This window comes from Ruegeria sp. AI2, assembly GCF_056541275.1.
Window position 1 is genome coordinate 945459 of record NZ_JBQFYB010000001.1, and the last position, 12644, is coordinate 958102.

Annotated in this window: 12 protein-coding genes; 4 read left to right on the plus strand and 8 right to left on the minus strand. The window is 56.0% G+C overall.

The window, feature by feature from the left end; translation table 11 throughout:
- Positions 1-164 precede the first annotated feature (164 nt).
- From ACR0LL_RS04695 to ACR0LL_RS04705, 3 genes are read left to right on the plus strand one after another with little or no spacing between them, the layout of a single operon-like run.
- Complete coding sequence (locus ACR0LL_RS04695; RefSeq protein ID WP_480485561.1) at positions 165-812, plus strand: ABC transporter ATP-binding protein; 648 nt, start codon at positions 165-167, stop codon at positions 810-812.
- A complete protein-coding gene (locus ACR0LL_RS04700; RefSeq protein WP_480584335.1) occupies positions 809-3223 on the plus strand; it encodes an FtsX-like permease family protein in 2415 nt (804 codons plus the stop codon). Before ACR0LL_RS04695 ends, ACR0LL_RS04700 begins: the two co-directional genes overlap by 4 nt.
- Positions 3213-4253 (plus strand): lipocalin-like domain-containing protein, encoded by a 1041-nt coding sequence (locus tag ACR0LL_RS04705; RefSeq protein ID WP_480584336.1) that lies wholly within the window; start codon positions 3213-3215, stop codon positions 4251-4253. The genes ACR0LL_RS04700 and ACR0LL_RS04705 overlap by 11 nt, the downstream gene beginning before the upstream one ends.
- Before the next feature lie 58 nt (positions 4254-4311).
- Here ACR0LL_RS04705 and ACR0LL_RS04710 read toward each other — a convergent pair whose 3' ends face one another.
- The 3 genes from ACR0LL_RS04710 to ACR0LL_RS04720 all read right to left on the minus strand — a co-directional run bounded on the left by ACR0LL_RS04710 (position 4312) and on the right by ACR0LL_RS04720 (position 8419).
- Positions 4312-4743, minus strand: a complete 432-nt coding sequence (locus ACR0LL_RS04710) for a universal stress protein (RefSeq protein ID WP_480584338.1) — start codon at positions 4741-4743, stop codon at positions 4312-4314.
- Complete coding sequence (locus ACR0LL_RS04715; protein WP_480584340.1) at positions 4740-7349, minus strand: TRAP transporter permease; 2610 nt, start codon at positions 7347-7349, stop codon at positions 4740-4742. The genes ACR0LL_RS04710 and ACR0LL_RS04715 overlap by 4 nt, the downstream gene beginning before the upstream one ends.
- Before the next feature lie 101 nt (positions 7350-7450).
- The gene (locus tag ACR0LL_RS04720) at positions 7451-8419 is read right to left on the minus strand and encodes a TAXI family TRAP transporter solute-binding subunit (protein ID WP_480584342.1); all 969 of its coding nucleotides are present in this window, start codon (positions 8417-8419) and stop codon (positions 7451-7453) included.
- A 661-nt stretch (positions 8420-9080) separates the two neighbouring features.
- Between ACR0LL_RS04720 and ACR0LL_RS04725 the strand changes: the two genes are divergently transcribed.
- Positions 9081-9533 carry a hypothetical protein gene (locus ACR0LL_RS04725; RefSeq protein ID WP_480584344.1) on the plus strand — a complete coding sequence of 151 codons (453 nt, stop codon included), beginning with the start codon at positions 9081-9083 and terminating at the stop codon, positions 9531-9533.
- 199 nt (positions 9534-9732) lie between these two features.
- On the opposite strand, the gene ACR0LL_RS04730 is transcribed toward ACR0LL_RS04725, so the two are convergent.
- From ACR0LL_RS04730 to ACR0LL_RS04750, 5 genes are all read right to left on the minus strand, one after another.
- Entirely contained in the window at positions 9733-10620 is an 888-nt protein-coding gene (locus ACR0LL_RS04730; RefSeq protein ID WP_480584346.1) for a hypothetical protein, read from the minus strand.
- Between the two features lie 51 nt (positions 10621-10671).
- The gene (locus ACR0LL_RS04735; RefSeq protein WP_480584347.1) at positions 10672-10932 is read right to left on the minus strand and encodes a hypothetical protein; all 261 of its coding nucleotides are present in this window, start codon (positions 10930-10932) and stop codon (positions 10672-10674) included.
- A 110-nt stretch (positions 10933-11042) separates the two neighbouring features.
- Positions 11043-12050 carry a phage late control D family protein gene (locus tag ACR0LL_RS04740; protein ID WP_480584349.1) on the minus strand — a complete coding sequence of 336 codons (1008 nt, stop codon included), beginning with the start codon at positions 12048-12050 and terminating at the stop codon, positions 11043-11045.
- Entirely contained in the window at positions 12041-12265 is a 225-nt protein-coding gene (locus ACR0LL_RS04745) for a tail protein X (RefSeq protein WP_480584351.1), read from the minus strand. Before ACR0LL_RS04745 ends, ACR0LL_RS04740 begins: the two co-directional genes overlap by 10 nt.
- A complete protein-coding gene (locus tag ACR0LL_RS04750) occupies positions 12231-12641 on the minus strand; it encodes a phage tail protein (protein WP_480584353.1) in 411 nt (136 codons plus the stop codon). The genes ACR0LL_RS04745 and ACR0LL_RS04750 overlap by 35 nt, the downstream gene beginning before the upstream one ends.
- Between the last annotated feature and the right edge of the window lie 3 nt (positions 12642-12644).

Sequence of the window (12644 nt, forward strand, 5' to 3'; positions counted from 1 at the left end):
CACCCTGAATTTCGACCATGGATTGCCCGGGCACAATGACCTTTAGAACCACAAGGCACAACCCCGCCGCCAGATGAAGTAGCCTGCGGCGAAAGGAACCGGAGTAAGGTCTGCTCTGGACAGTTGGGAAGTCCGACGCACATCCTGTGCAAAAAGGGCGCTTCATGCTGTTGATCATCGACCGAGTTCAAAAGACTTATCCCGGCGGGCGGCCCGTTCTGCGCGATGTGTCTCTGACACTGGATCAGGGACAAACGCTTGCACTGACCGGTGAAAGCGGCAGCGGAAAAAGCACGTTGTTGAACCTGGCAGCCGCCCTGGACGATTTCGACGGGGGCGAGATCACGCTGGATGGCACGCCACTGTCCCCGTTGGACGATGCCGGGCGGGCCGGGTTGCGGCGCAGTAAGGTTTCGTTGGTGTTCCAGCAGTTCAACCTCATCCCATCGCTGACCGTGGGGCAAAACTTGTCCTTTCATGCCCGCCTTGCAGGTACCGAGGATGTCAATTGGTCCGGGCAACTGGCCGAACGGCTTGGGCTTTTGGATTTGCTGGACCGCTACCCCGAAAGCTTGTCGGGCGGACAGCAGCAGCGAGTGGCCATCGGACGCGCCATGGCAGCGCGCCCGAAACTGTTGCTGGCGGACGAGCCGACGGGCAATCTTGACGAAACCGCCAGCGCCAAAGTGCTGGACCTGATGCTGTCACTTGTTTCTGATACTGGCGCGGCTTTACTACTGGTGACGCATTCCCCGCAGATCGCGGCCCGTCTGGACACGCACCTACGCCTGAGCGGCGGGTGCATCCAATGACATTGGCCGTTCTCCAGGCCCTGCTGTCCCATTGGCGGGTGCATCGGTTGCAACTGGCAACACTGCTAATCGGTATCGCCCTGGCAACTGGTCTCTGGTCCGCTGTTCAGGCCATCAATGCCGAAGCCCGCGCCAGCTATTCCCGTGCCAACGCCCAGTTGGCACTTGGGCAGTTTGACGAGTTGCGAGATCCAGCCGGTTTCATCCCCATGTCCCGCTATGTCGATCTGCGTCGCGCGGGATGGCAGGTGGCCGCCGTACTGGAAGGCCCTTATCGGGTCGCTGGACGTACGTTGCGTCTGATGGGCGTGGATATGGTGGCCTATCCCGCGCTGCCCGCAATTGCCGAGGCCCAGCAAAGCGGTGCGCCGCCCGACCCGGCGGACATATTGACTGCTCCGGGCCGCCTGCTGGTTTCGACAGAGTTGGAGCACTTGTTGCGCGGTCACGATACTCTGCCCCCGGTTCTCAGTACCTCTGCACTACCGCCAGATGTGATCCTGACGGATATCGGCGTTGCCGAACGTCTTCTGAATCAGCCCGGTGCAATCTCGCGGCTCATTATCCTGCCTGATCAACCCCGCGGGCTTCAGCCCCTGACCGCGATCGCGCCAGAGCTGGAACGCATCAGCCCCTCACAAAAGATCGACACTGCTCGACTGACCGACAGTTTCCACCTGAACCTGTCAGCCTTTGGATTGCTGTCCTTCGCGGTCGGCCTTTTTATCGTGAACGGCACAGTCGGGCTGGCATTTGCCCAACGCAGGGGCATTATCCGCACGCTGCGGGCACTGGGTATCTCGATGCGATTACTGGTCTGGCTGATCCTTGCCGAGCTGACATTTCTGGCCTTGATCGGTGGGCTCGTCGGGTTGCTTTTGGGCTTCTTTCTGGCCGGAGCACTTCTGCCCGATGTCGCGGCCACGTTGCGTGGCCTTTACGGCGCACCAGTAACAGGGCAACTGACGCTGCAACTGGAATGGGTTTTGGCTGGGATCGCCATGGCAGTCTTTGGCACATTGCTAGCCAGCGGCCACGCATTGTGGCGCCTGTCGCGTATGCCCCTGCTGACAAGTCCGGGTGTTCAAGCGTGGCGGGGCGACCCCCGTGCTCGCGATCTTGCAGCGGCATTGGGATTGGTCATGATCCTGGGTGGCGGTTTGGCTTATGCCAGTTTCGGGGGGCTGATGGCCGGGTTTGCCCTGTTGGCTGGCTTGCTGACCGGTGCGGCGCTGATGCTGCCTGCGCTTTTGTCTGTAAAGCTTTCATTCTGCGCCCGCGCAGCGCGGGGGCCTGTTGCCCAATGGGTCTGGGCAGATATGCGGGCACAACTGCCCGGATTGTCACTTGCCCTGATGGCCCTGTTGCTGGCTTTGGCAGCGAATGTCGGCGTAGGCACGATGGTGTCCAGCTTCCGGCTGACATTCGTCGGGTGGCTTGACCAGCGCCTGACGTCAGAACTCTACCTGACAGCCAGCGACGACGATCAGGGGCAGGAGATTACCGACTGGCTGCGCCCTCAGGTCGAAGCCATTCTGCCAATCCGAAATGTGGAATTGTCGCACGAAACGGGGCCTCTGTTTCTTTACGGTGTCGTGGATGATCCGGTCTATCGGCAGAACTGGCCAGTGATCACCTCAACGCCGAATGCATGGGATGACGTCATGGCCGGGCGTGCGGTTCTGATCAACGAGCAACTGGCCCGGCGTGCCGATCTCTGGCCCGGCGGTGCTTTGGCCTTATCGCCGGACCACATCCTGACCATCGCCGGGGTCTATTCGGATTATGGGAATCCTACCGGGCAAGCCATCGTCTCGATGGACCAACTGAACCGGATCGCTCCGGGTACGGAGGCCCGCCGCTTTGGCATTCGTCTAAACCCCGAAAACGCAACCGAAATGGCGCAAACCTTAAGGGAACGGTTCAACCTTCCACGTCAGTCTGTCGTACAGCAAGCTGCAATGAAGGCGCAGTCGTTGTCGATATTTGAGAAGACTTTTGTCGTGACCTCGGCCTTGAATGTGCTGACCCTCGGCGTGGCGGGATTTGCCATTCTCACCAGTCTGCTGACCCTGTGGACCCAGCGCCTGCCACAGATCGCACCGGTCTGGGCGCTGGGGCTGAACAGGGCGCAACTTGCAGGGCTGGAACTGTTGCGCAGCCTATTGCTGGCGGCATTGACCGCCTGTCTGGCGTTGCCACTTGGGCTTGTTCTGGCATGGGTTCTGCTGACGGTGATCAACGTTCAGGCTTTTGGTTGGCGCCTGCCGATGTTCGTCTTCCCCTGGGATTGGCTGTGGCTGTTTCTACTAACCCTTCTTGCTGCCCTGCTTGCCGCCGCCCTGCCCGCGCTACGGATGCTGCGCCTGCCACCCGCCGATCTGCTGAGAGTGTTCGCCAATGAACGTTAAGACCCTCCTGTTCCTTCTTATGTGGCTCTACCCGATACCGCTTTGGGCGCAGGGCTACGCAGGTCTCGGCGGGTCGGCCGAAGGCTTTGACGTGCCAGTTGCCGGGTATGAGTTTGATTTCCCAAGGGACCACGGCCCCCACCCGGCCTACCGCATCGAATGGTGGTATCTAACCGCCAATCTCCAAGGGGACGACGGCCTGGACTATGGCATTCAATGGACCCTGTTCCGGTCAGCCCTGAAGCCCTATGACAATGACGGATGGCAAAGCCCGCAACTGTGGATGGGTCATGCTGCCGTGACGACCCCCAAGGCTCATTTTTTTACCGAGCGATTGTCACGCGGGGGGATTGGGCAGGCCGGTGTAACTGCACAACCGTTTGAGGCCTGGATTGATGAATGGCGCATGGCCGGATCGGATTTGGACAGCCTGTCGCTGACGGCAAATGGTAAAGACTTCGGCTATGACCTTTCGCTGACTGCGCAAGGGCCATTGGTTCTTCACGGAGACGCGGGCTATTCGGTCAAATCTTCTGATGGGCAGGCAAGTTACTATTACTCGCAGCCCTTCTATTCAGTCGAAGGCGTGCTGCATTTGTCGGATAGTGAAGTCCGTGTAACCGGTCAGGGCTGGCTGGATCGGGAATGGTCCTCACAACCCTTGGCGGCAGATCAGAGGGGTTGGGATTGGTTCTCGCTCAGTTTTGAGGGCGGCGATAAGTTGATGGCTTTTCGCCTGCGCGGCGAACGAGGCGACTTCACCTCGGCCACCTGGATCAATTCAGACGGCAGTACTGAGGCCATCCCCAACGGCTCAATCAGCCTTTTGCCGCTGAGTACCAACGAGGTTGCCGGGCGTGACATCCCGACACACTGGCAAGTCGATCTTGTGGACCGGGGCATAGATATTCAGGTCTCAGCCCTGACACCTGAAGCGTGGATGGGTACCAGTTTCGAATACTGGGAAGGTCCTGTCACCGTAACCGGCAGCCATGAAGGCGTTGGCTATCTTGAGATGACAGGCTACTGAACCCACCCGATATTTGTTCACGACCGGCGACGCGATCTTTTGCGCGCTGACAAATCAGTCAGCGAACGACATACACCGAGACGTTGGAATGCCGCACCACTCGCGCTGCATTCGGGCCAAGCAGGTAGTCCTTAAAATCCGGCTTATGCGCGCCAATCACAATCAGATCGGAACCGGCGCTTTCGGCGGTTTTCAGAATCTCCTGATAGGCTGTGCCTGTCGCAACGACATGGCGGATGCTTTCATTGCGCTCGGCCCCCAATGCCGAAATACACAGCGCCGTCAGTTTGGCCTGCGCCTCGGCCAACGCCTTGTCGTGAAAATCGGATTCAAAGAACCCGGACACCCAGCTTTCCCCGAAATCGGGCAACACAGTCACAACATCCAACTGTGCCCCTTCCATATCCGCCAAAGCGGCGGCTTTTTGCAGGACCGGAGCATCAATCTCACCATTGCTGATATCAATGGCACACAGAACAGAACGTGTCATGCGGGCACCCCTTGTCTGGCGGCACGGCCGCGTTGCAGGAACGCGATAAGTCCCAAGAGGATCATCGCTGGGATATACACCAGCTGCTTGGGCAGCTGTTCGGAAGGTAAGCTGACCGAGGCCAGGCGTACGGGTTCATCGCCATAGTAGTCGAAGATGCCCAGATCGTCGGCCACTGGCGTGCCAAACAGCGGCTCGTCAAGCTTGACCAGCCCGTCCTCGGGAACCAGCAGCAAGCCCATCGACTCAATCCGTGCAGCACCGCCTTCCTCGTCGCCCACAGTGACAACAACGGTTGTATCCACGATCTCGAGCGTATCGAAATCGGGGCCCGCGACGACCAGGCGGACATCTGTTCCCGGCCGTGTCTGACCAATGGTCTCTTCAAATGCAGCGGGTTCAACCGATTTGAACGGAGGCGAGATACGATCCATGAAATAGTCCGGTCGGAACAGGACAAATGCCACCAGAACGAGCGCGACACTTTCATAGATACGGCTGCGGGTCAGGAAATACCCCATCGTACCTGCCGTGAAGACCAGAATCGCTATGGTCGCGAAAACGGCCACCGTGATCCCTTCAAGCCATGTAACGTCGATCAAAAGAAGATCAGTGTTGAAGATGAACACAAAAGGCAGTGCCACGGTGCGCAGGCTGTAGAAGAACGCCGTGAAACCGGTTTTGATCGCATCACCGCCCGACACAGCAGCCGCCGCGAAGCTTGCAAGCCCAACAGGCGGTGTAACATCGGCCATAATCCCGAAGTAAAACACAAACAGGTGCACAGCGATCAACGGTACAATCAGCCCGCTTTGCGCGCCCAGTTCAACGACGACCCCGGCCATCAACGAGCTGACAACGATATAATTCGCCGTGGTCGGCAGACCCATGCCCAGAATCAGGCTGAGCAGCCCAACCATAACCAGCATAAGGATAAGATTGCCGCCTGAAAGGAACTCGACCAGGTCAGCCATTACTTGACCAACACCCGTCAAAGTCACTGTGCCGACGATCACGCCCGCAGTGGCAGTTGCCAGCGCGATACCGATCATGTTCCGTGCACCATCAATCAACCCCTGCCACAGGTCAGCGACGCCATCGACAAAGGTGTTCTTGAGATTGCTCTGCCCCCGGAAAAGAGCCTTGAGCGGTTTCTGCGTCAGCAGGATTACGAACAGCAAAGCGGTCGCCCAGAACGCCGACAGTCCCGGCGATTTCTGTTCGATCATCAGGAAGTAAACCAGAACGATGATCGGCAGCAGGTAATGCAAACCTGCCTTATAAATATCAGCGATAACAGGAAGCGTGACCTCTTTTGCATTCGGGTCGTCCGGCTCAAGGTCCGGCACCTGAGCGGCCAGATAGAGCAATCCGACATAAACCGCGCAGACGATCAAGCTCAGCACCAGGCCTGCCGCAGACGGTACCCAGCTTGTTACAGCATCGACAGGGAATTGCGAGCCGTAACAAAGCCCTGCAAACACCAGGAAGAAAGCCAACATACCCACAACGGTTCGCGCCAGATGCACGTCACGGTCGCCCAAAGTCGGCATGTTTCGCTTCACAGCTTCCAAATGCACGATATAGACCAGCGCGATGTAAGAAATCGCCGCAGGGAGGAACGCGTGGGTGATCACCTCGACATATGAGATGCCCACATATTCCACCATCAGGAAGGCAGCCGCGCCCATCACAGGTGGCATGATCTGACCGTTGACCGATGAGGCCACTTCGACCGATCCGGCCTGTTCACTGCTAAAGCCCACACGCTTCATCAACGGAATGGTAAATGTTCCGGTCGTCACAACGTTGGCAATCGACGAGCCCGAGATCAGGCCGGTTGCGGCAGAACCAACAACGGCCGCCTTTGCCGGACCACCGCGCAGATGCCCGAGCGCACCAAAGGCCATCTTGATGAAATAGTTCCCTGCCCCGGCCTTATCGAGTAACGCGCCAAACAGCACGAACAGGAACACAAACTTCGTGGAAACGCCCAATGCGATGCCAAACACGCCTTCAGACGTGATCCACATATGGCTCATCGCCTTTTTGAGACTCGCACCTTTCCAGCGGATAACTTCCGGCACCCATTCAGATGCGCCAAAGAAGACATAGGCCAAAAAGATCGTCGCGATAATTGCCATGGCCGGGCCAAGCGCGCGTCGCGCGGCCTCGAACAGTAGCACCAAGCCAAGCAGCGCGACCCATTTGTCCGTATCGTCGGCCAAACCGCCCGCATTTACGATCTTGTCATAGAAAAAATAGCCATACAGCGCGACGAACGCACCGACCAAGCCCATGATCCAATCCTGAACCGGAATATAGCCGCGCGGGCTGGACTTTAGTGCCGGATAAGCTGCAAAGGCCAGAAACAGAGCGAAGGCAAGATGGAATTGCCGCGCATTGTTTACTACGCTGCCCGGCAACACGTAGTTCGCGAGCGGCGACGCCAGGATAACCTGAAAAATCGACCAGATCGCGGCTACAATCGCCAGGAAGACACCTACATTCCCGACCGGATTACGCCCGCCCGCGTCGGATGATGCGACCAGATCCTGAAGCTCTTCTTCGGAAAGCGGACGATTGGATTGAGTGTCGGAATTCATCAAGTGTCTCCCCGTCGCGGCCATTTTTGACCTTCTAACTCACCTGCTTGGTACAGGCGTTGTGCAGGGCGCCCTAAAAAGCGCCCTGCTTCAGGTCTGGTTTACTGAATCCAGCCTTTTTCTTTGTAATACTTCTCGGCCCCCGGATGCAGCGGCGCCGACAGGCCGTCCGCGATCATTTCTTCGGGCTTGAGGTTGGCAAACGCCGGGTGCAGTTTTTTGAAGTCTTCGAAGTTTTCAAAGACCGAGCTGACCACCGCATATACCGCTTCGTCCGACACATCTGCCGAAGTCACAAAAGTCGCACCTACGCCAAATGTCTGGGTGTCGCCGTCAGAACCACGGTACATGCCACCGGGGATGGTTGCAGTACGGTAGAACGAATTGTCGTTGACCAGCTTGTCCACGGCTTCACCGCTGACATTCACCAGAACCGAGTCACAGGCTGTGGTGGCTTCCTGGATCGAACCAGACGGGTGACCAACGGTATAAACCATAGCATCGATCTGGTTGTCGCACAGGGCAGCCGATTGTTCAGCCGCTTTCAGCTCTGTCGCCAGTTCGAAATCATCGGTGGTCCAGCCCATTTCGCCCAGAAGAACTTCCATGGTGCCGCGCTGACCGGAACCGGGGTTCCCGATGTTCACGCGCTTGCCTTTCAGGTCTTCAAAGTTTGTGATGCCTGCATCGGCGCGGGCCACAACGGTAAAGGGCTCGGGGTGGACCGAGAAGACGGCGCGCAGATTTTCGAAAGGACCGGCCTCTTCAAATTTCGAGGTGCCGTTATACGCGTGATACTGCCAGTCGGACTGAGCAACACCGAATTCCAGCTCGCCTTCGCGAATTGTGTTGATGTTGTAGACCGAGCCACCGGTCGATTCGACCGAGCAGCGGACACCGTGTTCTTTCCGGCCTTTGTTCACCAGACGGCAGATCGCGCCACCTGTCGGATAGTAAACACCGGTCACGCCGCCGGTACCGATTGTAATGAACTCTTCGGCATAGGCCGCCGGAGCCAACATGGCTGCGGTTACAAACGCGCCGAGGCTCAATTTGTTGCTGTTTCTCATTTCAATACTCCCACATTTTTTGTCTGGCAGTTGGAATTCAAATCGATCATCTGCCCATAAAACTATGCCGATAACGATGATCGGCCCGCCTTACAGCAGGTACAACCTGTTGAATTTTCCAGTTTCTCCCAACCCCTTTGAGGGTTCATTCAGATACTTTCAATGTCAAGGCCAGCGCCAGCCTGACTCGCATCAATCCGCATATATGAGCGCAAATTTCGAATTTTCCCCTCTGGCACACAGGAATACCCGCCAGATCGGTCTTCCTGATCTTTGCTCCCAAATCTGTTCAGGTCGGTTCAACAGCGGGTCATATATGGTGCCCTTTCGCAGGGAAAATTTGATACCAGAGGAATGAAGGGAACCAGACCAGATCGAAAAGTAAGAATTAAGTGTGCGAACACGCAAGTGGCCCGAAAAGAAAAAACAGGAAGCAGGTTCCCCTAACTCCCTGTTTTTACTTTGGTACCCAAGGCCGGACTCGAACCGGCACGGTATCACTACCGGGGGATTTTGAATTCTATCAACTTTGTTTAAGATCAACACTTTAGCAATTTTCACTCACACAAACATAACAAGAACGTATGGTGAAAGCGTGAGTAACGGGGAACGTCAATTTAGATATTGATCCCCGGCATTTACCAAGTACAAATTCTGGTGAATGCTGAATAACTTCCAAGCTGGAACGCTAAGGGGCACGGAGTTTCGTAACATCATGAAATTAAAGGGACGTACTGGCCGAGCGGTCAATATTCCAACGGGATACACGGGCTTACAAGGCCGTGACGGGCAAATGGTTGCTATCCCCCCGGGCGGTATTGGCCTTCAAGGTCGCGATGGCCGTATGGTAGCAATTCCCAAGGGGGGCATCGGGCTTCAAGGTCGCGACGGCCGTATGGTAGCAATTCCCAAGGGGGGAATCGGGCTTCAAGGTCGCGATGGTCGTATGGCAGCAATTCCCAAGGGGGGCATCGGGCTTCAAGGTCGCGATGGTCGTATGGTCGCTATTCCCAAAGGCTGCATCGGACTTCAAGGTCGAGATGGACGGATGGTGGCCATACATCCGGGTAAGGTTGGCGTTCAGGACAAAAATGGACGCATGAGGAACAAATGATTAACCGGAGGTGCTTCGATAGCCCTCTGCCTTCGGAGGGGAGCGCCAAGGATTTTGTTCATGACAAAACCCCCATTTGTTCCGGTTTCGGGACCCATCAGAGCACGTTCGAAGCCGGGAAACAGGGGCGAAACTGGGGCCGCTCTAACGTTGATTGGCATCTATCCCACGAGTGCAAAACACAGGCTGAGGGTATTTTTCACTCAATGTGAGCAAAACACTTGTCTTTAATTGTGGCCAGTGCGTTGGAAGCGTAAGCTCCAAATCGCTTTAATGTGGCTTCAACACTCTGCCCAGCCAAGACTTCGGTTTCACCAAAGACAACCTCGAATTTAAACTTGCGATCTTTGCTCACTGTGTCGTTAAGCCTGTCCGTCTTTACAGTGAAGATCTCCGAACCGTCCTTTAGTGGATACACCGGATTAGCGACATTAAGGTAGATCTCCGGGAAATCGGGGAAATCTTCTGTTACTCCAATTTTCGCCCACATTCTTGCTCCCTCACCTTCCGACAGCGGGTTAACTCCGACATGCGCTGCGCACGCTGGAATAATAACTCGATGCTTGTCAATAATATCCAGCTTATGCATATCCCAAAGGCAGTTATTACCGGGATCGCTAAACGGCTGAAGCAACCTAACGGCCTCGACAGCATCTTCAGACGCGCCTTTAAGGTACTTTTTGCACAAGTTATCGAAGTTCTCGCTTTTTTGTGAAACAGGGAACTGAGATTCTAATCTGCTTCCACCGTTTAAGGCGACCAACTCACATGCTGCCAAATCCAAAGAGGATCTAAGGGCATGGATTACCTCCCCAACTATGGCACCCAAATGCGATGGAAGGTCTTCATTGATTTCGACGAAGTATATCCAGTCGCCCGTTTGTTCATCTTCTCGAATTTTAACCGCCATTGGCGCCCGAGCGTGATATTCCTTCATAACGTCACATAGCTCAATGAAGCGCGAGTCACCGCGCGCCAGCTTTAGATATGAACCGTACATTGGATGGTTGGGCTGAACTGGAATACCCGTATAGTTATTGGACATTAGAAAAGCCTGAAAATACAACAAGTACTTCAAGCTGGGCATTCGTTCTTGGGTGTTGTCAAGTTTAATGGATTTGAAACCGGGCTAATTCGGCTATTTTTCCCGAGCTAATAACGTCTTAATGTCGTTGCGGATTTCAGAAAGGTAACTGTTGGTCTGGGTTTCGTGCCGCGACAGCCGAGCGTGTACCGCTTCAATATCTTTGGCTGTGTCTTGTTTGATGGTTTCGAAGTTCTTTTCGAACTGGCGGTTTCGCCATCTGGTCAATGTTTGGCCGACCTCGACCCGGATAATGAAAGTCAGCAATAGAACCGCCATTGGCCAAAGTAGCTTGATCCACTCAACTATCGTCATTCTCGCCCTCAATAACCGCGCGCGCGTTGGTAATTTAGTGACACGGCTGTGCCATTGTGGTTGTGTGGCCAACCTGAATGACACGCTTTGCGGTTTCCTCTGGCGGTTCCCTACTCTGTCCGCTCGGCGCGAACCGATGTTGTGAACCCTGCGCTCGACAACGAATGTGTGACCGACGTCACCAGCCATTCTCCCGTAACAGCCGAACTGAAATTCAAAGGCCGTATCTTGCCCTCTGCGACGATCGAGGGATTGCCGGGCATTTCGACTTCCAGCGTTTCTTTCGCCCGGCTCGCGCGCCTGGCCTCGGATTCAGCAACGACACTGGCCTCGGCCTCGGACCGGAAACGCTGTCGCAGGCGGCGCACGGGTTCACTGTCACCAATCTGAACAACCTTGTCTTCCTTGGCGCTCAAATCCCGGTATGTGGCAATAACGGTTCCGGCAACCTCGCCTTGCGTTCTGCGCATGGTCCAAGATGACACAGATTTTTCCAGAAGCGCGATATTCGGTGTTGGTCCACCAGACGCCTTTCGCGCGTCGCCCTTGCGGCCGAGAAACAACGACCCGCCAGCTGGCTTTGCAACCAGGTCGTGCATCAATGCAATGCGCGTCAGAACCGCCAAATCGCTTTCGTCGATCTGGTCGATGTGGGCCAGAACCAGCCCGGCCACGGCGTCTGTGATCGCGGGTTTGAGGTTGTTTTCGGATGCAATGGTTTCAGCCAGCGCCTTCAGGGTCATACCGCTGGGCCATGATCGCGTCTTCTGCTGTTGGATCGGTGCCAGCCCGCCATCGCTTTCGCCTTGCGCTTTAGCGCGGGCGGTCACCAAGATGCTGCGCGGTGGGTTCCGTTCCTCAACCTCATCGGCCACGAACAATCCCATAGATTTAAACTGCCCGAGATAGCCAAGCGCGATTTCAATTTCTGCACCCGGTTTCGGCATTTCGAAGCGCGAAACCGCTGACACGTTCGCCCACTGAACTGTCGCTACATCTGAAATAAAACCGGCCTCGTCCGTGACGCTGACTGAAGACACCTGCTTGAACGCAAGATCGGACAACGGCGCACCGTTGATCACGACCCGAAGCAATGGTTTGAAGTCAATTATCCCCATAGCTGTTCTGTCTCTGTCGGGGTGTCCTGCTCAAGATCCGGCAGAAACACCGTCACACCCGCATCAAACACCGCGCCCAGCGCGGCCAAGCCGGGATTGGCTGCCAACACGGCCTCGACCTTGCCACCGGACGTGTTGCCGTAATGAGCAAAGACCACCTCGTCGAGTACATCACCATCCCTAGAATGGTAGTATTGCCCTGAGACCGCCGTCATAGCGTGACATCCTCATACTGAAATCTTGGCGGTGCGGTATGCCCTGCGCCGCGAAGACTGTTTGCCCCTCTGTGATCGACACGGCCACCCAAAGGCCCAGAACCTTACCGATACCGGACACCAATGGCAGCGGCACTCCGATGCTGCCCTGTGTCCTCATCTTGTCGATCTGCTTAAGCCCGCCCCGAAAATGCGGATAAATCACGCCGGACACATCGATCGCGTCTTCACCAAAGCCAGTAAACTGCAATGCGTCGTGTGCTCCTATGCGGGGAATGCGCGACCAGCGGTATTCCGTTGATCGGTCAAGCTGCTGATAAGTGGCCGTGTCTATCTCGAATTGGAATACACCGAATTGCATCATTACCTCGGCCATGTC

Coding starts and splice junctions, on each gene's coding strand:
- ACR0LL_RS04695 (WP_480485561.1), top strand. CDS start 165: ATGCTGTTGATCATCGACCGAGTTCAAAAGACTTATCCCGGCGGGCGG.
- ACR0LL_RS04700 (WP_480584335.1), top strand. CDS start 809: ATGACATTGGCCGTTCTCCAGGCCCTGCTGTCCCATTGGCGGGTGCAT.
- ACR0LL_RS04705 (WP_480584336.1), top strand. CDS start 3,213: ATGAACGTTAAGACCCTCCTGTTCCTTCTTATGTGGCTCTACCCGATA.
- ACR0LL_RS04710 (WP_480584338.1), bottom strand. CDS start 4,743: ATGACACGTTCTGTTCTGTGTGCCATTGATATCAGCAATGGTGAGATT.
- ACR0LL_RS04715 (WP_480584340.1), bottom strand. CDS start 7,349: ATGAATTCCGACACTCAATCCAATCGTCCGCTTTCCGAAGAAGAGCTT.
- ACR0LL_RS04720 (WP_480584342.1), bottom strand. CDS start 8,419: ATGAGAAACAGCAACAAATTGAGCCTCGGCGCGTTTGTAACCGCAGCC.
- ACR0LL_RS04725 (WP_480584344.1), top strand. CDS start 9,081: ATGCTGAATAACTTCCAAGCTGGAACGCTAAGGGGCACGGAGTTTCGT.
- ACR0LL_RS04730 (WP_480584346.1), bottom strand. CDS start 10,620: ATGCCCAGCTTGAAGTACTTGTTGTATTTTCAGGCTTTTCTAATGTCC.
- ACR0LL_RS04735 (WP_480584347.1), bottom strand. CDS start 10,932: ATGACGATAGTTGAGTGGATCAAGCTACTTTGGCCAATGGCGGTTCTA.
- ACR0LL_RS04740 (WP_480584349.1), bottom strand. CDS start 12,050: ATGGGGATAATTGACTTCAAACCATTGCTTCGGGTCGTGATCAACGGT.
- ACR0LL_RS04745 (WP_480584351.1), bottom strand. CDS start 12,265: ATGACGGCGGTCTCAGGGCAATACTACCATTCTAGGGATGGTGATGTA.
- ACR0LL_RS04750 (WP_480584353.1), bottom strand. CDS start 12,641: ATGGCCGAGGTAATGATGCAATTCGGTGTATTCCAATTCGAGATAGAC.